This is a genomic window from Rhizobium rhizogenes NBRC 13257, from assembly GCF_000696095.1.
In the GTDB taxonomy this organism is placed as follows: Bacteria; Pseudomonadota; Alphaproteobacteria; order Rhizobiales; family Rhizobiaceae; genus Rhizobium; species Rhizobium rhizogenes.
This window is the reverse complement of record NZ_BAYX01000012.1, coordinates 182,698-207,784: the sequence shown is the minus strand read 5'-3', so window position 1 is coordinate 207,784 and position 25,087 is coordinate 182,698. Positions and strand designations below refer to the sequence as shown.

General features: G+C 58.2%; 27 protein-coding genes and 1 pseudogene. 9 read left to right on the top strand and 19 right to left on the bottom strand.

Annotated elements, in window-relative coordinates:
* Positions 1-6 precede the first annotated feature (6 nt).
* Positions 7-624 carry a TraH family protein gene (locus RRH01S_RS25420; protein ID WP_042474987.1) on the top strand — a complete coding sequence of 206 codons (618 nt, stop codon included), beginning with the start codon at positions 7-9 and terminating at the stop codon, positions 622-624.
* Between the two features lie 205 nt (positions 625-829).
* Positions 830-2,410 carry a Fic family protein gene (locus tag RRH01S_RS25415; protein WP_042474981.1) on the top strand — a complete coding sequence of 527 codons (1,581 nt, stop codon included), beginning with the start codon at positions 830-832 and terminating at the stop codon, positions 2,408-2,410.
* 45 nt (positions 2,411-2,455) lie between these two features.
* On the opposite strand, the gene RRH01S_RS25410 is transcribed toward RRH01S_RS25415, so the two are convergent.
* Complete coding sequence (locus RRH01S_RS25410) at positions 2,456-2,686, bottom strand: helix-turn-helix domain-containing protein (protein WP_042474977.1); 231 nt, start codon at positions 2,684-2,686, stop codon at positions 2,456-2,458.
* Positions 2,687-2,898: 212 nt separating this feature from the next.
* On the opposite strand from RRH01S_RS25410, the gene RRH01S_RS25405 reads away from it, so the two are divergent.
* Positions 2,899-3,222 (top strand): transcriptional repressor TraM, encoded by a 324-nt coding sequence (locus RRH01S_RS25405; protein WP_042474974.1) that lies wholly within the window; start codon positions 2,899-2,901, stop codon positions 3,220-3,222.
* 2 nt (positions 3,223-3,224) lie between these two features.
* Here RRH01S_RS25405 and RRH01S_RS25400 read toward each other — a convergent pair whose 3' ends face one another.
* From RRH01S_RS25400 to traI, 13 genes are all read right to left on the bottom strand, one after another.
* The gene (locus RRH01S_RS25400) at positions 3,225-3,929 is read right to left on the bottom strand and encodes an autoinducer binding domain-containing protein (protein WP_042474971.1); all 705 of its coding nucleotides are present in this window, start codon (positions 3,927-3,929) and stop codon (positions 3,225-3,227) included.
* A gap of 329 nt (positions 3,930-4,258) precedes the next feature.
* On the bottom strand, positions 4,259-5,554 hold the full coding sequence (trbI, locus tag RRH01S_RS25395) for an IncP-type conjugal transfer protein TrbI (RefSeq protein ID WP_042474968.1): 1,296 nt from the start codon (positions 5,552-5,554) through the stop codon (positions 4,259-4,261).
* Between the two features lie 11 nt (positions 5,555-5,565).
* On the bottom strand, positions 5,566-6,006 hold the full coding sequence (gene trbH / locus RRH01S_RS25390; protein WP_042474965.1) for a conjugal transfer protein TrbH: 441 nt from the start codon (positions 6,004-6,006) through the stop codon (positions 5,566-5,568).
* Positions 6,007-6,009: 3 nt separating this feature from the next.
* Positions 6,010-6,822 (bottom strand): P-type conjugative transfer protein TrbG, encoded by an 813-nt coding sequence (trbG, locus tag RRH01S_RS25385; RefSeq protein WP_042474962.1) that lies wholly within the window; start codon positions 6,820-6,822, stop codon positions 6,010-6,012.
* A gap of 17 nt (positions 6,823-6,839) precedes the next feature.
* Positions 6,840-7,502: a conjugal transfer protein TrbF gene (locus tag RRH01S_RS25380; RefSeq protein ID WP_042474960.1), complete on the bottom strand. Its 663-nt coding sequence runs from the start codon at positions 7,500-7,502 to the stop codon at positions 6,840-6,842.
* Between the two features lie 20 nt (positions 7,503-7,522).
* Positions 7,523-8,704 (bottom strand): P-type conjugative transfer protein TrbL, encoded by a 1,182-nt coding sequence (gene trbL / locus RRH01S_RS25375; protein ID WP_042474958.1) that lies wholly within the window; start codon positions 8,702-8,704, stop codon positions 7,523-7,525.
* The gene (gene trbK / locus RRH01S_RS25370) at positions 8,698-8,898 is read right to left on the bottom strand and encodes an entry exclusion protein TrbK (RefSeq protein WP_042475101.1); all 201 of its coding nucleotides are present in this window, start codon (positions 8,896-8,898) and stop codon (positions 8,698-8,700) included. The genes trbL and trbK overlap by 7 nt, the downstream gene beginning before the upstream one ends.
* Positions 8,895-9,698 (bottom strand): P-type conjugative transfer protein TrbJ, encoded by an 804-nt coding sequence (gene trbJ, locus RRH01S_RS25365; protein WP_042474955.1) that lies wholly within the window; start codon positions 9,696-9,698, stop codon positions 8,895-8,897. The genes trbK and trbJ overlap by 4 nt, the downstream gene beginning before the upstream one ends.
* Positions 9,670-12,126, bottom strand: a complete 2,457-nt coding sequence (locus RRH01S_RS25360) for a conjugal transfer protein TrbE (RefSeq protein WP_042474953.1) — start codon at positions 12,124-12,126, stop codon at positions 9,670-9,672. Before RRH01S_RS25360 ends, trbJ begins: the two co-directional genes overlap by 29 nt.
* A 10-nt stretch (positions 12,127-12,136) precedes the next feature.
* Positions 12,137-12,436, bottom strand: a complete 300-nt coding sequence (locus RRH01S_RS25355) for a conjugal transfer protein TrbD (protein WP_042474950.1) — start codon at positions 12,434-12,436, stop codon at positions 12,137-12,139.
* A complete protein-coding gene (locus RRH01S_RS25350; RefSeq protein WP_042474947.1) occupies positions 12,429-12,812 on the bottom strand; it encodes a TrbC/VirB2 family protein in 384 nt (127 codons plus the stop codon). The genes RRH01S_RS25355 and RRH01S_RS25350 overlap by 8 nt, the downstream gene beginning before the upstream one ends.
* Positions 12,802-13,779, bottom strand: a complete 978-nt coding sequence (gene trbB, locus RRH01S_RS25345) for a P-type conjugative transfer ATPase TrbB (protein ID WP_042474944.1) — start codon at positions 13,777-13,779, stop codon at positions 12,802-12,804. Before trbB ends, RRH01S_RS25350 begins: the two co-directional genes overlap by 11 nt.
* Before the next feature lie 10 nt (positions 13,780-13,789).
* Complete coding sequence (gene traI / locus RRH01S_RS25340) at positions 13,790-14,413, bottom strand: acyl-homoserine-lactone synthase (protein WP_042474941.1); 624 nt, start codon at positions 14,411-14,413, stop codon at positions 13,790-13,792.
* 387 nt (positions 14,414-14,800) lie between these two features.
* Between traI and repA the strand changes: the two genes are divergently transcribed.
* From repA to RRH01S_RS25315, 5 genes are all read left to right on the top strand, one after another.
* The gene (repA, locus tag RRH01S_RS25335) at positions 14,801-16,015 is read left to right on the top strand and encodes a plasmid partitioning protein RepA (RefSeq protein ID WP_042474938.1); all 1,215 of its coding nucleotides are present in this window, start codon (positions 14,801-14,803) and stop codon (positions 16,013-16,015) included.
* A complete protein-coding gene (repB, locus tag RRH01S_RS25330) occupies positions 16,012-17,034 on the top strand; it encodes a plasmid partitioning protein RepB (RefSeq protein ID WP_042474935.1) in 1,023 nt (340 codons plus the stop codon). The genes repA and repB overlap by 4 nt, the downstream gene beginning before the upstream one ends.
* A gap of 155 nt (positions 17,035-17,189) precedes the next feature.
* Positions 17,190-18,404 (top strand): plasmid replication protein RepC, encoded by a 1,215-nt coding sequence (gene repC, locus RRH01S_RS25325; protein WP_042475098.1) that lies wholly within the window; start codon positions 17,190-17,192, stop codon positions 18,402-18,404.
* Between the two features lie 340 nt (positions 18,405-18,744).
* Positions 18,745-19,188 carry a transposase gene (locus RRH01S_RS25320; protein ID WP_042474931.1) on the top strand — a complete coding sequence of 148 codons (444 nt, stop codon included), beginning with the start codon at positions 18,745-18,747 and terminating at the stop codon, positions 19,186-19,188.
* Between the two features lie 46 nt (positions 19,189-19,234).
* Positions 19,235-19,891: a hypothetical protein gene (locus RRH01S_RS25315; RefSeq protein WP_131597865.1), complete on the top strand. Its 657-nt coding sequence runs from the start codon at positions 19,235-19,237 to the stop codon at positions 19,889-19,891.
* 300 nt (positions 19,892-20,191) lie between these two features.
* Here the strand turns inward: RRH01S_RS25315 and RRH01S_RS33645 are convergent.
* The 5 genes and pseudogenes from RRH01S_RS33645 to RRH01S_RS25285 form a co-directional block, all read right to left on the bottom strand.
* Positions 20,192-20,605: pseudogene (locus tag RRH01S_RS33645) on the bottom strand (site-specific integrase); the annotation flags it as partial.
* A 129-nt stretch (positions 20,606-20,734) separates the two neighbouring features.
* Positions 20,735-21,691, bottom strand: coding sequence for a hypothetical protein (locus RRH01S_RS33640; RefSeq protein WP_080705470.1), 957 nt, complete (start codon positions 21,689-21,691; stop codon positions 20,735-20,737).
* 565 nt (positions 21,692-22,256) lie between these two features.
* Positions 22,257-23,321 carry a tyrosine-type recombinase/integrase gene (locus tag RRH01S_RS25295; protein WP_174080925.1) on the bottom strand — a complete coding sequence of 355 codons (1,065 nt, stop codon included), beginning with the start codon at positions 23,319-23,321 and terminating at the stop codon, positions 22,257-22,259.
* Positions 23,321-23,707: a type II toxin-antitoxin system VapC family toxin gene (locus RRH01S_RS25290; RefSeq protein ID WP_042474912.1), complete on the bottom strand. Its 387-nt coding sequence runs from the start codon at positions 23,705-23,707 to the stop codon at positions 23,321-23,323. Before RRH01S_RS25290 ends, RRH01S_RS25295 begins: the two co-directional genes overlap by 1 nt.
* Complete coding sequence (locus tag RRH01S_RS25285; protein ID WP_042474909.1) at positions 23,707-23,964, bottom strand: type II toxin-antitoxin system VapB family antitoxin; 258 nt, start codon at positions 23,962-23,964, stop codon at positions 23,707-23,709. The genes RRH01S_RS25290 and RRH01S_RS25285 overlap by 1 nt, the downstream gene beginning before the upstream one ends.
* A 169-nt stretch (positions 23,965-24,133) precedes the next feature.
* Here RRH01S_RS25285 and RRH01S_RS25280 point away from each other — a divergent pair, with 169 nt between their 5' ends.
* Positions 24,134-25,087 (top strand): DUF1403 family protein, encoded by a 954-nt coding sequence (locus tag RRH01S_RS25280; protein ID WP_080705475.1) that lies wholly within the window; start codon positions 24,134-24,136, stop codon positions 25,085-25,087.

Genomic DNA, 25,087 nt, shown 5'->3' with positions numbered 1-25,087 from the left:
GACACCATGCTCGACGCCGCCCTGATAAAGGAATGCGCAGACCCTTCCCTCAAGCCCGCGATCGTCGAGCAGTTCGTGATGGCAGCGGGCTCGGATGATCCCCTCGCCGTTACCGTCAAATCGGGCGGCCGATTGATACTCGTTCCGAAAGCGGCATCGGCCGAGGAGGCGATGGCGATCGTACGGCAATATGCTGGTCAGGCGGTGGTTCGCGTTGGGCTGACGCAGTTTCCCGCTGGGGTTGGAGTCAAGGAAGCGACCGATCTGAAGCCCGATTTGGTCGACCCCTGCCAGAACCTTCGCAAAGGCACGGCGATGTTTGCCAAGGTCCTCAGGATCGTTGCGAAATGGTATGGCAACCCCACGAGCAAAGACGTCTTCCCGCAGATTTTTGAGGATGCGGTTTACGCATGGAAAACCGGTGAGTTCGAGGGCGTGAGCGTGTTTCAGGCGGAGGATCCAGGAACAACGGTTGGTGTTTCGCAGCAAAGTAGAGAGAAGATCCCCGCCGAGGAGGGGGAGGACGTTGACGCGAAAGCAAGAGAGGAACAGCCAGAGGCGGAGCAGGATGCTGGGCGCGCGGGAATACGGATCGATCTGTCGCGCATTGGTGGTCAGCAATAGCATTGAGTTCAAGGCGGAATCTTAGTTTGAGTCCAATGCATAAACTTAGTGTGACTCAAACGCATTAAACTAGTGCGATTCAAAAGCGTGAAACTAGTGTGACGCAAATGCAGAATATTAGTGTTTGTCAAAGGCGTCAAATTAGTGCAACAACAATGCACGGAAGTAGTGGTCCACTACTCACACACCGTCGCCGGAGGCCAACGTGGCGAAACCCAACGAACTGCTCGCGGCATCCCTGGCTGAACTGAGGGGAGTGACGCAGAACGGCACCCGATCGGTGGTGAAATCCGAAGAGCTCAGCCGTGTCCACCGGGAACGACTACAGGACAATGGCTTCCTCGAAGAAATCATGAAGGGCTGGCTGGCGGTGAACTCGCGACCGTCGGCCAACAACAGGATCGATGCGGCCTGGAGCACCGTCTACTGGGAGTTCGTTGCCAGATACCTGGACGACCGTTTCGCGGGTGAATGGCGGTTGTCCGCGGAGGCATCCGTGGCTCTATGGTCCGAAAACCATTCCATTCCTGGGCAGGTCATCGTCAGAAGCCCGAAGGCGAACAACCAGCTCGTGAAACTACCGAGCAATACGTCGCTCTATCTGCTGCGCTCAAAGGAAAACGAGCCGGCCGAGACGAGAGAACGATTGAGATTGATGCCGATGGAGGAGGCGATTTGCAATCTCTCGCCGGAGTCGTGGAGAACGTTAGCGACCGATGTCATCGCGGTCATTGGCTCGATCCGTGGAACAAGCACGCTGCTGCAATATCTTCTGGACGGCGGCCGGAGCCACGTTGGCGGTCGCATCGCAGGCGCCCTGCGCCATCTTGGCCGCACAAGGGACGCGGACACGATCATCAAGACCCTGGAATCGGCCGGCTACAACCCGCACGAGGACAACCCTTTCGACCCGGCAGTCGATCTGGTCAGGCTGGATGCGAGACGAACTCAGGCGCCGTCCGCTACCCGGATCAAGAACCTCTGGGCGAAAATGGGGAAAGACGCCCTCAATCACATCGGATTCGAGCAATTGCGTATCAACGACCGGGCCGGATACATCTCGGACATTGATGAACGCTATGTGGCCGACGCCCTGAACTCGCTTTCGATCGAGGGTTACGAGGTGTCGGAAGAGCTGATCCGGAGGGTACAGGACGGTCAATGGAAACCGGACGAGGACGCGCAGGACTACGAGACCAAGAACGCACTCGCCGCCAAGGGATACAGATTGGCCTTTGAGGAGGTGCGCGATGACATCAGAAAGATTCTTGATGGAGCACCTACCGGCGAACTGCTCGAGGCACGGCACCAGGATTGGTTCCGAGCCATGTTCAGCCCTTCGGTAACCGCGGGTATCATCAAGGCGCACCAACTCGCGGGCTACCGATCACACAATGTGTATTTGCGGGGATCCTCGCATGTCCCCTTACCGCCACACGCAATCGCCGACGCCATGGACGCACTGTTCGAGAGCATTTCCGAGGAATCCGACGCGCGCGTGAAGGCAATCCTCGCTCCGTTCCTGTTCACCTATATCCACCCATTCCCGGACGGGAACGGACGCACGGCGCGCTTTATCATGAACGCGCTTCTTGCCGAATGCGGAGCGCCGTGGACGGTCATTCCTGTCGCGCGCCGTGACGAGTACATGAATGCCCTGGAAGAGGCGAGCGGCCACGAAAACATCGCGCCGCTGACGAGATTTGTGTCGGAACTCGTCAACGCACCGCCGCCTTCCACAGAAGCCGATGCCAGCCACAAAAACACCCAGAGAAAAAGGGCATAGGTGGCCGCTTCTTGCCGTGTCTCTTAGAACGGGGTGACACCCGAGCTAAGAGCCGATGCGCACGTCGTTTGATCTTGTCACAAGCTCCGCAGGTTCGACACTCAGCGCCTGCGCGATCTGGCCGAGGACTGTCACCGTGGCGGACATTTCGGCGCGCTCGATTGCCCCTATGTGCCGAACGCTCAGGCCCGTTCGGTGCGCGAGTTCCTCTTGCGTCAATTTTTTGACATGACGTATTCGACGCAGATTGATCGCCATGACCTCTCTGAGATCCATGACTAGAGCGGAGCCTGAAACGGAACTATTATTCCAGGAACTATAGTTCCGATTCGACGTTGCACGTGCTATTGCTCGTCCTGCCTGTCGCCAGGACCGCTAAGACGGCCAAAGGAACTATGAGAGACATATCAGGCATTATAGCCTAGACGACTGTTGCGCAGAGCGATTTCGTCTCGAGCGTCGGGTGATTAAAAAAGGGAGTAGAACGGGTGAGCGACGTCAACTCGTCTGAGACCAATGACGAAACAGAAAAACGCCGATCCTGTTTTGGTTCCATGGAGAAGTCAGAACTGGAGGCTCTGGCGATCGCTGCGATCAGAGAGCACCGCCGACTTATTGTCGCCGACGAAGCTGTCTACGAAGAGTGGACCCGTGCGTCATCTGATCCCGCGGTCTCGACCGCCGTACTTGAGACATTGCAGCGAGAATACACCGCGCGCCAACAGAAGTCCGCGGCCCAGCAAGAGGAGCTTGCGGAAATCATTGATGCGCTTGGCTACGTCCCTGACGTTGCCCCAGATGTCGATGATTGACGCTAAAGCAGGCCGTGGTCCTTGGCGATCGCGACGAGGTGGGGCACGGTCGCCGCTTCAAGTTTCTCGCGCGCCTTATCCAGGTAATGCTGTACTGTCCTTGGATTGATTCCCGTCAGGATCGCGGTTTCCGGCGCGGTTTTTCCTTTCGCCGCCCACTTTAGACACATTGCCTCTCTCGGTGATAGCAACCGCTTCGGTGGAACAATTGTGGTCGCGGCAAGCATCTTCAGACGGTAATGGATTGCCAGAACCGCGCGGACCGCTTTCTGACCATCTTGAAGCTTTGAAACATCCGCCGCCTGGGCTGAAGATGCAAACGTCAACATCATCGTTGAGCCGAAACTTCCTTCGACGGGTATCGTCACCCCACTGCGAATGCCGTGATCGATCGCCTGGTCGCGAAAGCGCCTGAGTTCGGAGGTTCCACGAGCGGGCCAATCGTCGGCGGTCCAGGAAAACATTTCCATGCGAGTCTTCGCTTCCCACACGACCGGGTCGAGGCGGGAATACTGGCTTTCGAGATAGACGCCCTGCCATTCCTCCGGATAGGAGTTAAATGTGCGGATTTCCAATCCCTCAGTCTGCAGATATGCAAAACGCTCGAAGCCACATGCGTGCGCAAATGTCTTCAGAGCACTTTTGATCATACGTTCGTCGTGCGCGGCTTCTGTCATATCGATGAGAGAGCGAAGGTCACCGTCCACTGACTTTTCTCCTACTGCGCAGCTGCGAGCCTCCCACTCGCCGCGCCTGCTGGCGCCGCGAGTTACAGGTGCCACCGTTCGGCCAGCCGGAGCCACACGGGACATCGAACCTTGGCTGCGAATTCTCTGTCCTCATTCGTTTCCGATGAAAACACAGTTGCCTCGTACGCGAAGCATATCCACGGTCGTTGCAACTGATAGGTCTACTCACCTCTACCGAGTATTCAAGTCCTCACGATCTAAAATATGATTATTTGAGGAAAGATTTTACCGAGGAATAGCTCTGTCGCCACGCGGTAAAATAGGGCAATCTCAAGGTTCCGCGCGGCTTAGCGACCGCCATAGGTCGACGGGAAAACAATGTCCTGATCGACCAGAACATTGAACTTGTAGCCCGGCCGGATTCGAATTGTCGGTTGAACGTTCAGATTCTTCGAGATCGTCTCTTCCGCTACCCGGCCAAATGACTCGGCAAAATTCCGCCGTGCTGCGTCCGAAGCCGTGTCCTGCGTCGCGAGCGTCGAACTCTCAGGCATCGACATATCGATACCCGTCCCGATGATTGCCACCAGGGCTGCAGAGCCGAATGTCCTCCAGAGATGGCGGTCGACCTTGTCCTGGAAGCCCCCATATCCTTCAGCGTCCGTACCCGCCATACCACCGATCTGCAGGGTAGACCCATTCGGAAAAATGAGGTCCGTCCAGACGACGAGTACCCGTTCCTGGCCGAAGGACACCTTGGAATCGTAGCGACCGAACAGCTTTGCGCCCTGCGGGATGAGAAGGCGATAGCCGGTTGCGCTGTCGTAGACATTCTGGCTGACCTGAGCGGTAATGCGCCCTGGCAGGTCGGAATTGAGGCCGGTGATCAATGTCGCCGGGATGACCGAACCGCGCTTCAATTCATTGGGTGACATCTGTGGCACGACCTGGTTCGGCAGGTAACCGAGATCCTTGATGTCCTGATTGAAAAAATCCTCTTTCGACGTCTGCCCGTTCTGATCGACGTTCTGTCCCATCAGGCCGGTCATGGCTGCGGCATAAAGGTCTGAGGCGCTGTTCGCAGCGACATTTGTCGGTTGACGATCGGTGGTATTGCTAGAGTTTGCTGCCTTCTCGACATCGGAAATGTCTACCTTTAGCGGCGAATCAAGCGCCGTCGAACGAGCCTGGAGACGCGCCATCCGTTGCCGCTGGGCCTCGCGCATATATTGCTCATCCTGCTCTCGCTTCAGGCGAGCCTTCCACTCCTCTTCGGATTCGAGCCTTTGTCGGCGATCTTGTCGATCTGTTGGTTGGCGCTCGACGGCCGGTTTCTGCTTTTCCTCTTTCTCCATGACGACGGGTGTCGGCTGAAACACCTCCTGCTTTTCTGGCTCCCCGATAATGCCATCCGTGACACCCCGTTTAAGCTGGTCGCCGAAACTGGTCGCAGGGCTGTTGGAAGCACCCTCGATGTCGCCACGATTGAAGGAAAGCCCGCGCAGCGACAGACCAATCACAACGACGCCGACAAACAGCACGATGACGATGATGGCGACGATGATAGGCAGGCGGTTGAGCCGGCGCATGCCCTGCTGATCGTCGGCTTGGCTCGACGTGCCAAGCTGGAGCGACTGGACCATGTTAATCTCCGTCAGTTGCGCTGCATGATCGAAAGGGGACTGGCCGGCACAGCACCCGCCGCCGTCGGCGTGTAAGCGCGGCCAAGAGCGATGGAAGGTGTCGAGACCTGCACGAGCACCTGTCCGTCGAAGCCCTCGATTGCATATGCAAGCTCGACCGGCTTGACGTCTTTCGCGACTTTGCCATCCGTGACGACCGTATAGCCCCACCCTTTCAGGGCCGCCTCAAGGGCGGTCGCGAACTCCGATGTATCCTTTTTCATTTTGATCGTGGTCGTAGCACCGGCCGGGCCGATCTGTTCCGCCAGACGACTTGCCATGTCGCCGGCGATGGCGCTTGCAGCCGGTCCGGTGACGGCCACAGGCGTGGAACTGGTGTTCAGTGCGTCGTCCGCCGTTTGGCAACCGGAGAGCACCGCGACCACGACGAAATATGCGAGGAGCCTCAGCATGGTTCAGCCTCCGCGCCGGATGGTGATCTTCTGCTGCCGCCAACCGACTCCGGAAAGGAGGATCGCTTTGTCGATCGCATAATCGACGGTCATCATGTCGTTCTTCATGCGATAATTGACGATGCGATTTTGACCGCCGGAGACGACGAAGAGCACCGGCGCGTCCTGTCCGGAGATCGATTTCGGGAACTGGATGTAGGTCTTCACCCCGTCCGAATAGACCCGCTTCGGTTTCCAAGAAGCACTGCCGCTAATTGAGTAGGAAAAGTTCAGTTTGTCCGGCGCGGTGCCCGGAATGCCGCCCGTTTCGAGACGGGCGTTGATGTCGGCGAGCTTGGTCGACACGTCTTCCGGATATTCGAAACCAATGCGCGCCATGTACTGGCTCGGATGGGACTTGAGCTGGATATGATAGGTCCGCCGTGATGTCGTCACGACCATCGAGGTAACGAGCCCAGGTTCGGAGGGTTTGACGATCAGGTGGATGGCCTGCCCGCCTGTCGCTCCCGACGTCGCAGGTTCTACCTTCCAGCGCACGGTGTCGCCGACGAGGACGTCGCGGACGATCTCGCCACCCTGAAGTTCGATGTCGCAGACCTGTAGAGGAGAGCAGACGACGGACGGCTGGGTCTCGCCGAACAGAAAGATGACCTTTCCGTCCGGACCAGTCGTCACCAGTCCCGGCGTGCCGCGCCACTGTCTGGAAAGATTTGTGCCTTTTACCTCGTTGCTCGTCATGCTTTGCGCCTGCGCGCCCGCCGTAGCCAAGAGTCCGGCCATGCAGCCGGCGGCTGCGATCATTCTCTTTTTTTTCATTGAAAGAATCCCTGCCCTTAGAGCTGTGCCGTCCAGTCAAAATCCCGGACGTAGAGGCCGATCGGATTGAGGCGGATCGTCGCCTCATCCTGTGGCGCGGTGAGCGTCACCGTTGCGATCCCGCGGAAACGGCGGGTGCCGGTTTCCTTGCCCTTGCGGTCCCGCTCGTATTCCGTCCAGTCGATCTGATAGGTCTGGTTCGACAGCGCCACGATGTTGTTGACCTCGATGGCAACTGTCGAAGACTTCGCCTTCTCGAATGGAGAATTGCCTCGAAACCAGGCGTTGACCTTCTCGGTTGACGGGTCGGAGGTGCGAAGAAGGGCGTAGGTGCGGTCGATATATTGCTTCTGCACCACCGCATCCGGCGTGATCGAGCGAAAGCTCGTGACGAAGTTGCCGAGTGTGGCCCGCACCACGCGGACATCGGCATACTCGATCTGCTCGGGGAAACCTGCCGTGACCGCGGTTCCGAGCTTGTCGACCTCGACGATGTAAGGCACGAGCCTCACCTGCGTGCTCAGATACATCGAGTAGCTGAAGCCGATGACGGCCATGACCAGACCGAGGACACCAACAATGCGCCATGCGGCGGCGGCCTTCACATAGGAGCCGTAGCGTTCGCTCCACTCCTGGCGGGCGGCAAGATACGGGTTTTCCGGGGCGCGGTTCGCTGCCATTTATTCTTCCCTTGTCTTGATTACGGTTTGTCGTTGCGTTCGGGAGGAGGCTTTGGTCCGCTATGACCGCCCCGCTGCTCATCAAGTTTGGCGTTGGCCAGTCCGAGAATGGACCCCGCATAAGCACCGGGAGAGCCGATTGCCTTTTCCTTCGCGGCGGATCCGGCTGCTTGCGCGCCGGAACTGAAGCTCGCGCCCACGCCGCGAAGAGCGGCTCCTGCAACTGATGAACCGCCAGCTCGTGCGGCTTGCGCCGCTGCAAACCCCGCGCCGGCGGCGCCGGCGGCGAGGAAGCCAGCACCGGCGGCAAAAGACGCCGCTTGCCCGCCGTGCCGGATTGCCTCCATGCCACCGGAGACCGATGCGCCCTGGACGACGCCCTGGATGATGTTCGGGACGTACATGGCGATGATGAAGACGACGACTGAAATACCGGCGATGGCCAAGGTGGTGACGAACTGATCCGACGAGGCAGTCGGAGCTTGGGCAAGGCCAAGCAGGACGTTCGATCCGATCTTGGCGATCATCACCAAGGCCATGAGCTTCATGCCGACGCCGAAGGCATAGACGAGGTATCGAACAGCAAAGTCTTTCGTGAAGGACGAACCACCCAGCCCGAGCATGATCATGCCGGCGAGCAAGCCGACATACATTTCGACCATAACCGACACGAAAATAGCTGCAACCAGGGAGAAGGAGATGACAACGATGCCCATGGCGAGAACGGCGGCAATCGCAAGTGCATTGTCTTCGAACACCCCGAACTGTGCTTGCTCCGACATCTGCGAGGCGACGCGGATGCCGGCATCGAACACTTCAGCGGGCGAAGCTGAACCACCGCCGGCGCCAATCTGGAAAAGACTGTCCACCACCGCTCGCGCAAAGGTCGGACCTTGGGTCAGAACGAATGCGAAGAACCCGATGAACATGATCCGCCGCACCAGTTCGGCGAACCAGCTGTCCAATGTGGCTGACTGGATCGCCAACCAGACGGCCGCAATGCCGATCTCGATCGTTGCGAGAATCCAGAATAGCGATCTCGCCGCCTCCATGATGGTGGTCTCCCACCCCTTCGCAGCGGAGGAGACCTGGTTTTCCAGTTCCGTGAGGACCTGCCCCTCCTGCGCGAATGCGGGAACAGCATAGGCGAGGAAAAAGAGACCTGTAATCAGGAAAGAACGCGCAACAGTTGCCTTCACCATCTCGGGCGCATCTCCTGGCCTTCCTTGATCGGCGGCAACTCCTTGTCGGAGCCGAAGAATTTTTCCCGGACGGCGCGCTGCTCCTCTGTGAGCGCAGCTATTCCTGTGTTTCGTGAATTGACGATCAGCACTGTCGCTGCAGACGATGCACCTGCGACAGCCAACAGCAAGGCAATCAGGACGGGGCGGCTCACCATCGCGGCTCCATTTTCTGGCCTTCCGGAACGCTCTTGACCTCGGCGTTGAAGAACTTTTCCCGCCGCGCCTGCGCCAGGTCCTTGTCGGTCTGCTCCGTTTGAAGCCAGGTTCCCATCATCGTCATCTGTTGCGAGACGAGACCGCGAAGCTTCTGCATTTGCGAGACTTGCTGAGCGGCGATCTCGTGGCCGACCTGCAAAGCCTTCACCTGCCCATCAGCGGTTTCGGACATCGACCGGAGCGAGGACATTGTATCTTCCTCGCTATCGAACTGGTCGGCCGTGAGGCTCGCCGCTTTCAGCGAGCTGGCGATGGTGTCACGGTTGGTGTTCGACCACGTCTGATAAGTCGAGGAGAACGTTGCGTTGTCCGGCAGGTTGGTTTTGAGATCGGCGTAGCTCTGAAAGCGCTGTTGAAGAACGTCGTCAGCGTTGCCCATGGAAAATGAGATACTCTGACCCTGGTCGACGATACTGCGCAGCTGGTTGAGGTCGCTTTCAACCTGCCCCCAGATATGATCAGGAAGCTGCGCCGTGTTCTGCAGCATGTTCTCGTAGATCTTCAGCTGGTTCTGGATCTGCTCCGCGAGCTGGCTGATCTGGGTCAGTTGATTGTCGACCTGGATGCCGGAGCTTTTCATGAGATCCACGAGCTGCGCGTTGTTGGCGAGCTGCGTCCATTCGGTCGCAGCGCCGGTGGCTGTACCGGCTTGCACCGAAACGGCGCCTCCAATCGTGAGAGCGGCGGCCGCCAGGCAGGCGAGCCATCTATTCGAACCTGAGTAGCGATGTGGCATCGTGAACTCCTCTCGTTTCAAGCCAGTGGATCGGCCAGTCGTGGCCATGTTCGGATTTCAGTCCGCGGATGCGTTTGAGGTCCTCTTTGCCCGACGCGCCGACAAAGCTCAGCGCAACCGGCCCAAGTGACATGTTGAAGAGCCGACGGCCTTCTGGCGTGGCGACGTAGTATTCGCGCTTCGGCATGGCGGTCGCGACGATCTCGATCTGCCGCTCGTTGAAGCCGATGCGCTCGTAGAATTCGCGCGTGCCCGACTCGCGAGCAGCGCCATTTGGAAGGCATATCTTTGTCGGGCAGGATTCCTTCAGCACGTCGATAATCCCAGAACGTTCGGCATCGGAGATCGATTGGGTCGCGAGAACGACAGCGCAATTCGCCTTGCGCAGCACCTTGAGCCACTCTCGAATCTGGTCGCGAAACACTGGGTGGCCGAGCATCAGCCACGCCTCGTCGAGCACGATCAGGCTCGGCGATCCATCCAAGCGCTTCTCGATCCGGCGGAACAGGTAGGTCAGCACCGGCACGAGATTGCGCTCGCCCATATTCATCAGGTGCTCGATTTCGAATGTCTGGAAGGCGCCGAGCGTGAGGCCATCTTCCTCCGCATCGAGGAGCTGACCCATCGGGCCATCGACGGTGTAATGATGCAGTGCGTCCTTGATCTCGCGCAGTTGCACGCCGCTGACGAAATCCGAGAGCGAGCGACCGGATGCGCTCGCCATCAGCCCAACCTGACGTGAGATGGCGTTGCGATGATCGGGTGTGACTGTGACCCCCTGCAGGCCGACCAGCATCTCGATCCATTCCGCCGCCCAGGCCCGGTCGGCATCACTGTTGAGTTCGGACAATGGGCAGAAGGCCAAGGCCCTCCCCTCTTCCGCATTGTCGCCGCCGATCTCATAGTGATCGCCCCCGGCTGCGAGCGTCAGGGGTAGAAGTGAACTGCCTTTGTCAAAGGCGAAGATCTGCGCCTGTTCGTAGCGGCGAAACTGCGCGGCGATCAGGGCCAAAAGCGTCGACTTGCCTGAGCCGGTTGGGCCGAAGATCAGCGTGTGGCCGACATCATCGACGTGCAGATTCAGACGGAACGCTGTCGAGCCGCTCGCAACCTGCATCAAGGGCGGGGAATTCGGTGGGTAAAACGGGCATGGGGAAATCGGGGTTCCGGACCAGACCGAGTTCAGCGGGATCAAGTCAGCGAGATTGCTGGTGTTGATCAGCGGCTCACGGATGTTGCAATACCAGTTGCCCGGCAAGCTGCCGAGATAGGCGTCGGTGGCGTTGAGCGTTTCGATCCGGGCGCCGAAACCTTCCGCCTGGATCAGCCGCCGGATCGCTTCGGCCTTTTCCTGCAGTGCTTCGCGATCGCTGTCGAACAGCACGACGACAGGTGTGTAATAGCCGTAGGCAACCAGCTGCGACGAGGCCTGCGCGATGGCATCCTCGGTCTCGGCCACCATCGTCATCGCGTCCTGGTCGACGGATCGACTTTGTGTCTGGAATATTTGGTCGAAGAACGGCCGAACTTTTTGTTGCCATTTCTTGCGTGTGCGTTCGAGCTTTTGCCGGGCCTCCTCGGCGTCGAGAAAGATGAAGCGCGACGACCACCGATAAGTGAGCGGCATCAGGTCAAGGCTGTTCAGAATACCGGGCCAACTTTCGGCCGGCAGACCGTCGATCGCAACGACACCGAGGAAACGGTTTTCGACCTTTGGCGTCAGTCCGTGCTCAAGCTCGGCTGTGGCGATCCAGTCGAGATACATGGGAACATCGGGAAGCCGGATCGGATGGCTTTCCCCGGTGGTGCAAAATCGAACGAACTGAAGCAGCTCGTCATATCGGGCAATTCGCTCCCCTCCCCTTTCGATCGTTTCGCGGGTTTCCATTCGCCGGATTGAAAGTGTGTTGGCAAAATACTGCTCAAGTTCTCGCACCGCGTTCTTGAAGACGAAGAGCACCGTGTCCGCGTAGGACTTCTTCCTGCTTTCCTCATCCGAGTAGATGTATTTGCTGAGAGCAGTCTTCTTGGACTCGAGCGGCCGGTAGGTCAGGATCAGCGCATGCTTGCTCTCGAAATGCCCCTGCTCGCGTGCGAAATGCGACCGACGCTCGGCATCGATTGCGCGGGTCACCGGGTCAGGGAAGTGGCATTGATCTTCCGATGGATAGTCGACTGTCGGAATGCGGATGGCTTCGACCTGGATCATCCAGCCGCTTCCAAGTCGCGACAGAACGGCATTGATCTGCCTCGACAGCTCGTTGCGCTCGAGGTCGGTCGCGCTTTCGGAGTCGGCGCCAGCGAAGTACCAGCCGGCCATCAGGCTTCCGTCCTTCAAGAGGAGGACACCATTATCGACAAGGCCGGCATAGGGAACGAGATCGGCGAAGGATGGGCCGGTCACCCGGAAGCGTTTGAGAGCTACCATGGCCGCCTCCTCAGTACCGGCGCCACGGCGAAGTGGTCGCCTTGTAGTAGGGCTTGTAGGAAATGTGCCTGATATAGACCTGCCGCATGAGCGGGTCGGACTTCGCCATCATCCTGAGCGCCCCGACGATTACGATCCACACGGCGATGCCGAAGAGCGCCGAATAGACCGTAAGCACGACGAAGATCAGGATCACCGCTGCAAGACCGGTGATCAGCACCAGCTCCCGGTCGGCGCCCATAAGTAGGTTCGGGCGGGAGAGCGCGCGATGGATGCGGTTATGCCGCAGGCCGGACAGGGACTCAGCCATGAACTCCCTCCCCTCCTCTGTTCGAACCAATAGAGGTGATCTGCTCGTCCGTCAGCCCGATCGAAGCGCCGGTCGCTCCGAACAGGCCGACGATGTTGGTGGCGCCGAGCAGGATGCCGGCGACGAGAACGACGTACACAAGTCGCCGCGCGAAATCGTTGAGCTCGCCGCCGAAGATGAGCATGCCGCCGGCAATGGCCACGGCTGCAAGCGCGATCGCGCCCGCGACCGGGCCGGTTATCGACTCCTGAATCTGCTGCAGTGGCCCTTCCCATGGGAGGCTGCCGCCGGAACTGGCGAGCGCCGGGGCGACAGAGGCAAGAACGATTGGCGCCGCCATGAGCGCAGCGGCGATGAGGGTATGCTTACGCGACATGGCGCGCCTCCTGTTCTTCGGTGAGCTGATCGGATTCGATCTCGTACCGTCCGTTGATGAACCGCTCGACTTGAATGATGTCGCGAACAAGCCGCCCACGCGGCGTTCGCTCAATCGAAATGACCAGGTCGACGGCCTCTCCGATCACCTCGTGCATCGGCTGCTGGCTTGCCTCGGCCGTGAGCTGCTCAAGACGGCGTAGCGCCGACATGGCGGTGTTCGAGTGAATGGTCGCTACGCCGCCCGGGTGGCCGGTGTTCCAGGCCTTGAGCAATGTCAGGGCGGCGCCGTCGCGAACTTCGCCAACGACGATCCGGTCGGGACGCAGCCGCATGGTGCTCTTCAAGAGCCGCGCCATGTCGATTGTATAGCTGGTATGGAGGAGAACGGCGTTTTCGGCCGCGCATTGGATTTCCGCGGTGTCCTCGAGAATGACGAGACGATCCTCCGGAGCGGATTTGACGATCTCGTCGATCACCGCATTTGCAAGCGTCGTCTTGCCCGAACCAGTTCCCCCGGAAATGACAATGTTGAGCCTTGCGGAAATAGCGCTACGGATCGTCGACGCCTGGTATTCGGTCATGACGCCGGCGCGGACATAATCTTCGAGCGGAATGAGACGTGATGCCCGGCGCCGAATCGTGAAGGCAGGCTTGGCGACGACGGGGGGCAACAATCCCTCGAAACGGTGGCCGCCGATCGGCAGCTCGCCGGAGATGATTGGCTGTTCCGTGTCGACCTCTGACTGAAGCGCGTGCGCCACTGTGCCAATGACCATCTCCGCGGCAGCGGATGACATCTCGCCAGCGGGCGCAACGCCGTGACCGAGGCGTTCGATGAACAGCTTTCCGTCCGGATTGAGCATGATCTCGACGACAGTCGCGTCGTCCAGGGCAACACAAAGCTGATCGCCGAGTGCCTCCTGAAGTTTGCGGACAAGCCTGGGATGAGAGCGAAGCTGGTTCACGGATTTCTCCTTACGCTGCCTGGCTGAGAGGGCTGAGTTCAGAACGGTAGTTGGAAGGACGGAGCCTGAGGAACGTCTCCGCATTGGCGGGCAGCGTGCCCGCCACGGCCATCGTCACGCCGATCTTCCTCGGCTCACCCAGACGCTGCAGCGGCCATCCGATGCGAGCAAGGATGCGCTCGAATCGGAGATCGGTCACTGTGACAATCTCGGTGTAGCCATTCGCGAAGCACCATTCGATGATGCCGGCGAACATGGTCAGCGTGGCTTCATGGATGGAACCGCCGCCCCTCCCCTCCGCGAGCGCCGTGTCGACGCAGAAGCGAGAACTTTCGATCATAGCGGCATGACCGATAAGTTGACCGTCGGGGAGAAGCGACGGGAAAATGTTCGCCACCATTGTCGGACCAAGCGTAGGAAGGAGCCGCGCGCACCCCGCCAGTTGGTCGCCGTTAGAAATTGCTAGGATGCAGGTCGGCATCAGAGCGTCAAAAGCATCCGATTCCCGGCCATCGGCAACATCGACCTCCCAGCCTAGCCGGTCGGCGAAGACACGCGCGCGCAGCTGATGATGGCATTGGAGGAGCTGAGCTTCCCGAACATTTCGTGGATTTGAGATCGCCAGAACCTGCATGGATTTCTCCGTCGTCGTTGGTCGGCGGGGAAATCAGCACGGATCAGAATCTAGGGATAGTTATAGGATCCTACAAGGTAGGATTCGGCTGAGTCGCATGGGCGAGTTGGCTTAGACTGGACGACGGCGCGTAGAGGGTGACCTCTTTTTGGGTTACGATTGTAGGATTGACAGTAAAACAAAACATGAACACTGTCAAATGGCAGTCTTTCTAACGCAATGATATTACAGGTAAAACTAATTTCTTTGGAGTTTCTCGACTTGCGCGCGTAACCGTCTGTTAACCTAAAAGCTCTTGCCCAAAAAGCAGAATCGGCGCTAACTGCCAGCGGCGGAACTTTTCCAGTTTCGCGAAAAAAATCGCCACTGGCAAGGAATGGGTTTGAGATGGCGAAGTCCGTCGTAAGAGCAGCGCCTGTAGTTGAAGGGTTGACGACCTTGATGGAGCGTCATGCCGACGCGCTCTCCAGTCAACTTCAAGCGCATCATCTCAAGGTCTTCCCGCCGACTTCCGAGAAGGGCATTCGAACGTTCGGGCCATCGGAGGCATCTAAGCTGCTCGGCGTCGGTGAATCTTACCTACGACAGACGGCTTCGGAAATGCCTGAGCTGAATGTAAGCATGAGCCCGGGCGGTAGGCGGAATTTCTCAATTGAAGATATCCATACAATCCGCAAGCACATGGACCAGGTCGGCCGTGGGAACCGACGCTATCTACCGCATCGTCGAGACGGCGAGCAGCTTCAGGTTATCTCCGTTATGAATTTCAAAGGCGGGTCGGGCAAGACGACCACAGCCGCACACCTAGCACAGTATCTGGCAATGCGCGGGTACCGGGTACTGGCGATCGATCTCGATCCTCAAGCAAGCCTTTCCGCACTCTTCGGCAGTCAACCGGAGACGGATGTTGGTCCGAACGAAACGCTTTATGGCGCCATTAGGTACGATGATGAGCAGGTCCCGATCGAGCAGGTTGTCCGGGGAACATACATTCCCGACCTGCACCTCATTCCCGGTAACCTCGAACTGATGGAGTTTGAGCACGACACCCCGCGCGCGCTGATGAAGCGCAAGGAAGGCGACACGCTCTTTTACGGTCGTATCAGTCAAGTGATCGAGGACATCGCTAACAACTACGATGTCGTCGTGATCGATTGCCCTCCCCAGCTCGGCTACCTCACGCTTTCGGCTCTGACAGCAGCGACATCGATCTTGGTCACTGTCCATCCTCAGATGCTGGACGTGATGTCTATGAACCAATTCTTGGCGATGACTTCGAATTTGCTTCGCGAAATCGAGAACGCTGGCGCTGAGTTCAAGTTCAATTGGATGCGCTACCTCATCACTCGTTTTGAACCGAGCGATGGGCCGCAAAACCAGATGGTCGGCTATTTGCGGTCGATATTTGGCGAGAGTGTCCTCAATTTCCCGATGCTGAAAACCACGGCGGTGTCGGACGCTGGTCTGACAAACCAAACCCTTTTTGAAGTCGAGCGCGGGCAGTTCACACGATCGACTTATGACCGGGCCTTGGAGGCGATGAACGCCGTTAATGACGAGATCGAAACTCTGATCAAAAAAGCATGGGGTAGACCCACATGAGCCGGAAACACATCCTTGGCGTCTCGACAAACACTCCCGACACGCCATCCGTGGATAATAGGTCTGGAAAGAACCGTTCGATGCCGCTTCTTGGTGTGGCAAGGAAGGACCGTGATCCGGCCACGAAGCTAACGGCGAACATTGGCAACGCACTACGTGAGCAAAATGATCGCCTTAACCGTGCCGAAGAGATCGAGCGGCGTCTCGCTGAAGGTCAGGCAGTGATAGAACTTGATGCCTCGACGATTGAGCCGTCTTTCGTGCAGGATCGCATGCAAGGGGAGATCGACGGTCTTCTTGCTTCGATCCGGGAGCAAGGACAGCAGGTCCCGATCCTTGTGCGACCGCATCCGAACCAGCCGGCCCGATATCAGGTTGCCTTCGGCCACCGCCGGCTGCGGGCCGTTTCAGAACTGGGACTTCCGGTCAAAGCGGTCGTCCGCGAACTGACGGACGAGCAGTTGGTCGTAGCACAGGGTCAAGAAAACAACGAGCGCGAAGATCTTACCTTCATCGAAAAGGCGCGCTTCGCACACCGCCTAAATAAGCAGTTTTCTCGGGAGATTGTCATCGCCGCGATGTCGATCGACAAGAGCAATTTATCGAAGATGCTTTTACTCGTTGATGCCCTCCCCTCTGACCTGATCGATGCGATTGGCGCTGCTCCTGGTGTTGGACGGCCCAGTTGGCAGCAACTTGCGGAGCTGGTTGAAAAAATCTCTTCACCGGCCGACCTGGCGAAATATGCGATGTCGGAGGAATTGCAAGCGCTGCCATCGACAGAACGGTTCAAGGCGGTGATTGCTAATCTCAAGCCGGGCCGGGTCGCTCGCGGGCTTCCCGATGTCCTGTCCACCCCTGACGGCACCAGAATTGCACAGGTAACTCTGAGCAAGGCCAAACTGGAAATTACAATCGATAGGAAGGCGACGCCTGATTTCGCGACCTTCGTGATCGAGCAGGTGCCGGCGCTGTATCAAGCGTACTGCGCCGAAAGCCAACGGAAACAGGGAGAGTAACCCGCAAAAGAAAAGAGCCTCCTCAACGTCGCCGTCGTGGAAGCCCTTCTGTCTCTCTAGCAAGAACAGAATCGCATTTCCTCGAATCCTCGTCAAGAGTCTTTGGCGCCGTTTTGGTGAGCTCATTTCCTTTGCCTGCTGAAAGGTGAAAGATGATGCAGACGGGAAGTGTAACGACGCCATTCGGGCGGCGGCCGATGACGCTTGCGCTGGTACGGCGCCAGACTGCGTTGGCCGAAATCAAACACGGCAAGACTGCGGATAAGTGGAAAGTATTCAGGGATGCTTCCGCCGCCAAGGATCTGCTTGGGATCCAATCCAACAGCGTCGCGGTTCTCGACGCACTGCTGAGCTTTTATCCAGACAAAGAGTTGCGCCAGGACGCACAATTGATCGTCTTCCCATCGAATGCTCAGCTTGCGCTTCGAGCGCATGGAATGGCCGGCGCAACTTTGCGCCGGCACATCGCCATGCTCGTGGAGTCGGGCTTGATCGTCCGGAAGGATAGCGCCAACGGAAAACGTTACGCTAGAAAGGATGGCGCGGGCCAGATCGAGAGCGCATTTGGCTTCGATTTGTCGCCGCTCCTCGCGCGGTCTGAAGAGCTAGCGATGATGGCACAGCAGGTGATGGCCAATCGGGCGGCCTTCAGGAAGGCCAAAGAGAGCCTGACGATTTGCCGACGAGACGTTCGGAAGCTGATCACTGCAGCTATCGAAGAGGGCGCGGAGGGCGACTGGCAAGCGGTCGAGGACGTCTATGTGGGGCTTGTGGGCAGAATTCCGCGCGCTCCGACGCTTGCTGACGCCACTTCAATCCTCGAAGAAATGCTGATGCTTCAGGATGAGATAGTCAACCGATTAGAAATTCGAGAAAATTCAGAAAATAATAGCATCGATGCTGCTCATAATGAGCAGCACATACAGAATTCAAAACCCGAATCCTTAACTGAACTTGAACCTCGCTCCGAAAAAGAGCAGGGCGCTAATCCGAGTGAAACCCACCGGTCAAGGAGCGAGCCGATAAAAGCATTCCCCCTAGGAATGATCCTGAAGGCATGCCCGACCATTAGCGACTACGGGCCTGACGGGGCGATTGCTAGCTGGCGTGATCTCATGCAGGCCGCAGTGGTAGTTCGATCTGCGCTGGGGGTGAGCCCGTCGGCTTACCAAGATGCGAGTGACGCGATGGGACCGGAGAATGCGGCAGCAGCGATGGCGTGCATTTTGGAGCGAGCGAACTTCATCAGTTCGGCCGGGGGCTATCTCCGACATCTGACACGGCGGAGCGAGCTCGGGGAATTCTCCCTCGGCCCGATGATAATGGCGCTGTTGAAAGCACACGGGCAGGGGACACTGCGGGTTGGCTAGAATTAGTGAGTATGCAGCAGGATGGTCTGTGGTCAGCTGACCACAGACCTAATAGGTTGAAAATATAAACCTTTTTAGAATCGGCAGCTGAACGTCGGATTCCTGCAGAACCAGGCTCTGCTCTGATAGAAGCTTATAAGACTGCTCGACAAGCAGCGAAGGCCCCGTGCCGTCGTTGACCGTGGAGGAGAGCCAGCCTCAACAGACAGCCGTATCGGTGAGTGTTTTGCCGATCGAGGGATGTAACGCGGAATTCTTCCTATTTTACTACCCCAGGCATATGCGTTGACTCTTGGATCGAGCTGGGAGACAAAGCAATAAACCACACAGAGGACGACTAATGGCTGACGAAGAGATTCAGATTCCGCCGGACGGTACTGTTGCTGCTGAAATTGAGCCGGATGCTCCGGAAAGTAAAAGAGCAAAGAAAGTAAGAGCCGAAACGTCCCACACGGGTTCGTTCAAATTGGTGGAGCCGAAAACCCGCGGACGCAGCAATCAAGAAAAACTGGAAATGATCGGCCAAGTCGAAGCTCAGGTCGCTGGCGGCGTAATCTTGAAGGACGCCGTTAAAATCGTGGGTATTTCTAATCAAACCTATTATCAATGGAAGAGAGCCATGGTTCAACCCGTCTCACAGAGACCGGCCGTGTCTGTGTCGGGAGACGATGAACTCGCCGAGTTCACCCAACTCGAGGAGGAAAATCGGCGGCTCAGAAAGCTGCTCTCTGAAAAGTTGCGCGCAGAAAACTCCGACCTACGCAAAAGACTCGGAATGAATTAGCGGCTTTTGGGGTCCCTCGCTAAATCACCTTGCCGCGCTTCACTCAATGAATGCCTTGAAAAAATTCCGCGCATTCAGATCGTTGCGCTATAATACAATCCCAATCTTCTGGCACATGAAAACACTACGATCCAAATTCGTCATCGAATATAAGACGAACAGACGCCAAGCCAAGGTCCGACCAACATCGATCTGGGGCAATCTGGATTTGCAGGCGGCAGCCCGCGCGGTCGCGGCCGACGGGGTCGTGCCGAAGGTAAATGTGCCGCAAGTCCCTTCAGTCCTGGAGAAGGTTGCCGCGGCAAATCCCGACGTAGCCACCACGTTTGCTCAGATTGACATTAAAGATCTTCCGGGGAGGCCTTCCGAAACATTATCACCGAACGATGGTGGCATCGAGCCGGTAGCTATAAAGGGCAACGCGTTTAATGCCGGGCCTTTGGTGCAGGAGGAGCGAACCTCGGTGCCGTCGCGGGCTCCGAGGTCTCGAGCGAAACTGCGGACAAAAAGGCGGTCCCCCGACACCACAGAATGTGCTGCAGTCCTCGGTTATCGTCGCGATCCCTCTGTGCAGTCCGGCTCGGAGGACGAGCTTGCTGCTGTCGAGGCGGAAAACCGTCGTCTGAAGCGCCTCATGATCGTAAAGCTCCGTGAGGAGAATGACAGGCTCAAGTCCGCGCTTCGACGATTTTGGAGCGCCTGAGCGCGATACGGGTCAAACTTGCTTCAGCCCTAGAAAGCGGGCAAACAACGTGGAGTGGCGCCTAATGATCGCGGCGCTCGAACATCGCTAAGCGTCGTCAGCGCCGCTGAGATGTTGAGGCGCTGAGTTTTTGCAAGACGGAAAATCGGATATGTCGAGGTTGACTTTGTGGCTCATTCCGGGAGCTCGTCGTCCGGCAGCTTTGTGGTGCTGACCGATATAGCCACAGGCTGGACTAAATACGTGCCGTTGGTTATGCGAGAAAGTGGACCCGGTGATGCTGTCCGCGAGGATTGCTGGGAAGCGATCGCGTCGCCATTGATAGCGTGGGTCATCTCCGCAGAGGCGTGTGCCACCGGCTTGTGGACGTAGCATTCATCGACCTCGGCGGAAGACGCCAGCCCAGCGCGCAGCGAGTAGCCAGAGAATTGGAAGGCGCGCTCTATGTTGCTCGGATCACCACGAACGCCTGCAGCCAATGCAGCGCACTTCAACCGCGCCACTTCCTTGTCGTTCAGCAGTTCCGGGCCGACCGACTTTCCCTGTCCCATGACGCGGCGGAAGAGGGGCCGGGGCGAGCTTGATCCAGGTCTCGACAGCGGTGGCGGGGCAGGTCGGATCTGAGGATCTGCGGCAGATCTCGAGGTCGCGCCAGCCGGGCTTGCCGCCCAGGTCGAGGATCATGTTCTTGTAAAGAAGCCCGACCCATCCTCGATCTGCTTGGCAATGATAAGGTATGCGGCCCGCGATGAGCGTTTTCCATAAGAGAAGCGGTTGGTATTCCGTTGAGAGTCTTGTTAAACGAACGACGTCAAAGCCTGACATGCTAGATAGCTTCGCTGCCTATCGTCCAAATTCTGATCGCCTTGTACGTTCTCGTCCTAAGTCCCTACTTTGGTGGGTATCAATGGTACGCTTAACTAAATCCGCTAAATGTACCTGGATTTCGATTGCGTTCGTCATGCGAACGAAATCACTACTCTGACTCTGTGTCACCCGCTCTTGGATCGATTTTTCGATTTCAGTTATTATATGGTCCAAACTTGACGAACGGGAGCCAGATGCTGTGGCAGCTATTCTTTCTTCCCATTTTGTAAGGCGTTCACGTCGAAGCTCAGCTCGTCTCTGGCAGATGGAAGTTGCTGCATTCAAAGCCCAACGCTGTCCGGTGGCTTCCAGGATTGTCTGTACCATCTGTCTTTGCAGGGGAGTCATTTGAATATCTGCTTCGACAAGCGCTATCCCGCCCGCGGCGATGTGCATGTGACTCATCCCTTGAAGATCGTCTGAGAAATATTCAAAAGATTTTTGAAGAATGGCGTTGCTTTCGGTGCGATTAAAAGTCTTAAGGTTGTGGGCTAAGCGTCCAATCGCCCAAGCTTGATCCAATCCGTGCTCCAGGGCCATGACATGCGTCACGAGCTCACGTTTCCTGTGTGACGGTTGAAAATGTAGTGTCGCCTCAACAGCTTCGATGCGAGTATGTGCATATGCTTTGTGACTCTGAGCGTTGTCATTAGGATGATCAAAGCCCGCTTCTGGAATTGCAGTGCGATAAATCATGTCGATTGCTTTGCCTAACCGACTCAAATTGCGGTACAAAGATCCTGTCTTTTCATCATTCTCAACGGCGTTGTAGAGTTGCTTGCTCGTACGCCGCAGCGCATTCAAAGATTTCATCGTTTCTAGAGGATCAACGCTCACTAAGCAGTTAAGAATTTCACCTACAGTTTCTGGAGCTAAACGATCGAGAGCGTTCGAACTGCTTCTGGCTTGACGAGATGCATCCTGTCTTTCCATGTTACCATACCTAAATCATCGCAATACGCTTCATGTTACCTAACGCCTCCCACAATGTATTGTTTAGTCTGGTTACACATGCAATTGAAACTGGGCGGTATTGGGTTAAGGTTCGAGCGCTGATACCAGGCAGCAAAATATTTCCATTCCAACAGATAGACCTCGCGCGCGTTGGCGGAGCTTGCCACCTTCACGTTGCCGCGAGGACGGCGTCCCAGGGCTTTCGAAACGAGCTGAGCCTGGTCGGCAACGAGAGAGGGAGGGGTGCGATCGACACCTGCAGCGCTTTTGCGCTCGTGCTCGGCGTGTTGCCTCTTGCCCAGGCTACGGAGCTGAGCCTGGGCATAGTACTCTTTTGGCACTGGCGTGATTTGCCACGATGCTCGGGATATTCTTCGCGCCGCTGTTGTTCGCGACGATCAGCAGGCTCTCTCGAGGAAAAGTCGGTTCCGCTGAACTGTCTTCACCGGCCTGTACCGAAGGCCGCTACGTCGATGACAGTCATACGCCAAGTGTCCGTCCCTGCTCGGGGTGTATAGACCTCAATTGTAACAGAGAGCCCGTGTCATAACCCGGCGGCCCTGGTGAGGTTGACACGGAAGCGGTCGCGCCTTCTCTGATACCGCCGGGTCATTTCGGCCGAGGCATGGCCGAGTTGCTTTTGGACATAACGTTCGTCCACTTCGGCAGAGGAAGCAAGGCCAGCCCGCAGCGAGTGGCCAGCGAATTTGAGATGTCGTTCGATCTCCGCCAGATCGCCGCGAATACCGGCAGCCATAGCGGTGCGCTTGACCAGGCGAGCGATCTCTTTGTCGTTGAGACGTTCTGCGGCAACGGATTTGCCTTGGCCGGTGACGCGACGGAAGAGGGGACCATGGGCAAGCTTGGCGAACTTGATCCACGTCTCGACGGCCGCGACAGGGCAGGTAGCGTCGGACGAGCCACGACCGACCTCAACCTCGCGCCATCCGGTTTTGCCGCGAAGAGCGATGAGCATGCCTTTATCGAAGATCTCGATCCAGCCACGACCGTCCTCGGTCTGATCGACTTTAAGGTCAAGGCCGACGATTTCCGAGCGCCGAAGGCCGCCGGCATAGCCGAGAAGTAACATAGCCCGATCCCGCAGACCGCGAAGCGTACCGCGATCGAGCGTCGCGATCATCGCGACGAGGTCTTCGGCCAAGACAGCTTCCTTCTGTACCGGCGGACGGGCATGGCTGTTGCGGATGCCGGCCATTACGGTGGCGATGTGCCGATCCCTGCGATCAAGGGTTTGGCCACGCTGGGCAAAATTCCAGGATAGCGACGACAGGCGGCGCTCGATCGTCGATACGGCGTTCGGTTTCATGCCACGCTCTACCGCTCCAGAGGCACAGGCGGTGATATAGAGGCCAACGATTTGCGGGTCCGGGGCGAGGGGCGACAGATCCTGGCGCCGGCACCAGGCGGAGAAATGCTTCCAATCGGCGGCGTAGGCACGGCGCGTATTGGCCGAGCTCGCCGCCTCAACGTAGCCTCGGGCGCGGTCGGTAAGGTCTTGGAGATGCGCCTGCAGGCCGGACGCTGGCGGCGGGGTAGGGGAGGGAACACTACCGGGTGGATGGTCGTCGAGTTTCGTGTCGCTGCTCATCACGCCGCCTCAATGTCGGTTTGCGAAAAGTCGTTGCCAATGAAGAGTAGGGCTTCATCGGCGCGTTTCGCCAAGGCGTAGGAACAGCAGTCGGCAAAATTCAAGCCGGCCGGATGGCGGCCCTTGCCGTAGGTCAGCCAGGCTCGTGTTGCCATATCGACCAGATCCGCGTCGATCGGTATGATGTCGGCCGCGATCTTCGTCAGCCACAGATCGATCTCCGCTAGGGCATGCTCACCGCGGCGGCTGACCAGCACCATGCGTGCTTCGAGCACGCAAGTTGCCGGCACCAGGCGAACGGGATCCGAAACCAGGGCTTTTTCCAGCCGGACAGCGTCGGGCTCGTTGCGCAGGATGGCGACGATGGCGGAGGTGTCGATCACCATCAGTTCGGAATTCCGTGCTCGTCGTAGCCGATGATGTCCTCGTCGCTGCGACTGTCGAGTTCCGGTAGTCGCGCCACGCGTTCGCGGATCGCCCGCAGTTCGCCGAGTAGGCGCTCTTGTGTACCGTCGCCGTGGCCGAGGCGATGCAGCCGCTCGCTCAGGGCCTGGTGGATGGCGGCGGTCTTGCTGATCCCCTGGCGGCGTGCGAGCTCGTCGGCTAGCGCGACGGTGGCCGGGTTTTTGATGTTAAGGGACATGAGAGGCTCCGAAAATCTACCTTTTATTGATTTTCTACCCTATGGTTGCGGGGTATGTCAAGAGCGTCCGATAATGCAACATTATCGGACGTAATAGTGTGGGGACGGGCGGTGCGGTTTTCTTCGGGATTACTGGCACAAAGCGCGCACATCAACTATGCTTTCTCGCATGGATTCGCCCGCATCAGCCCAAGCACCTGCCCCGATCTGGGCGCACACCCTGCCAACCTGGGCACTGCCGCGCGGCCACGAGACGAACGAGGCCGACGCGGCCTTTGCCGCCGGTATCGCTCTGAAATCGCTTGACGATCTGATCCGCGCCGACCCGCCCTGGCTGGGCTGCTGGCGAGATCGCCTTGCTCTCAAGTCGGCTGCCGGCGCCGCCAGGATGCACGGCCGCAGCGAGAACGAAACCGCCCTTCGCGACGCGGTATTGCTCACTGCCCCGGGCGACGATTCCGGGCCGGGCGGAAAGCTGTTTCTGGCCACACGATCGCTGACCCGCCGATCCGGCACGCCGGGGTCGCCCTTCGTGAAGGAGCTCGCCGATTTAATGGACCTCCGGTGGGATGATGGTCTTGCCTCGATCCTCGATACGGTCGATTCTGCGATCCAGTCCGGGCGAGCAGCACCCTTCGCAGTGGCGGACCTGATAACGGGGATCTTTGCCGTTCGTCCGGACGCAGAGGTGCTGGCCCTGGGCCTGGCGGATGTCGTGCTCTCCCAAAAGCTGAAATGGCCAAGACCCGTGCCGCTGCTGCTGTCCGAGCGCTACGGCGCCGCCTTCCGCACGATCGGCGGACGCGGGCGTGTGCGGCCAGGCGATCCGGCTTATCCGCGCGCGGTCTGCCTGGCGTTGGTCGAGGGTGTCGAGGCGGCGCTTCGCTCTGCTGCCGATATCGATCGGCGGGCCAGCCGGCTGCTGACTGTGGCGCCGAAGCTGCGCACCAAGGGTGCCGGATCGGTGATCCGCAAGCTGTTGAACGAGGATGCAGTGCCAGCCTCGGCGCCCGGCTGCAACCTGTCGCGCTGGGCCGCCACCCGGCTGTTCGAGCGTCTCGAAAGTTTTGAAGCGGTGCGAGAAGTTTCAGGCCGCTCATCATTCCGCATATTCGGATTATGA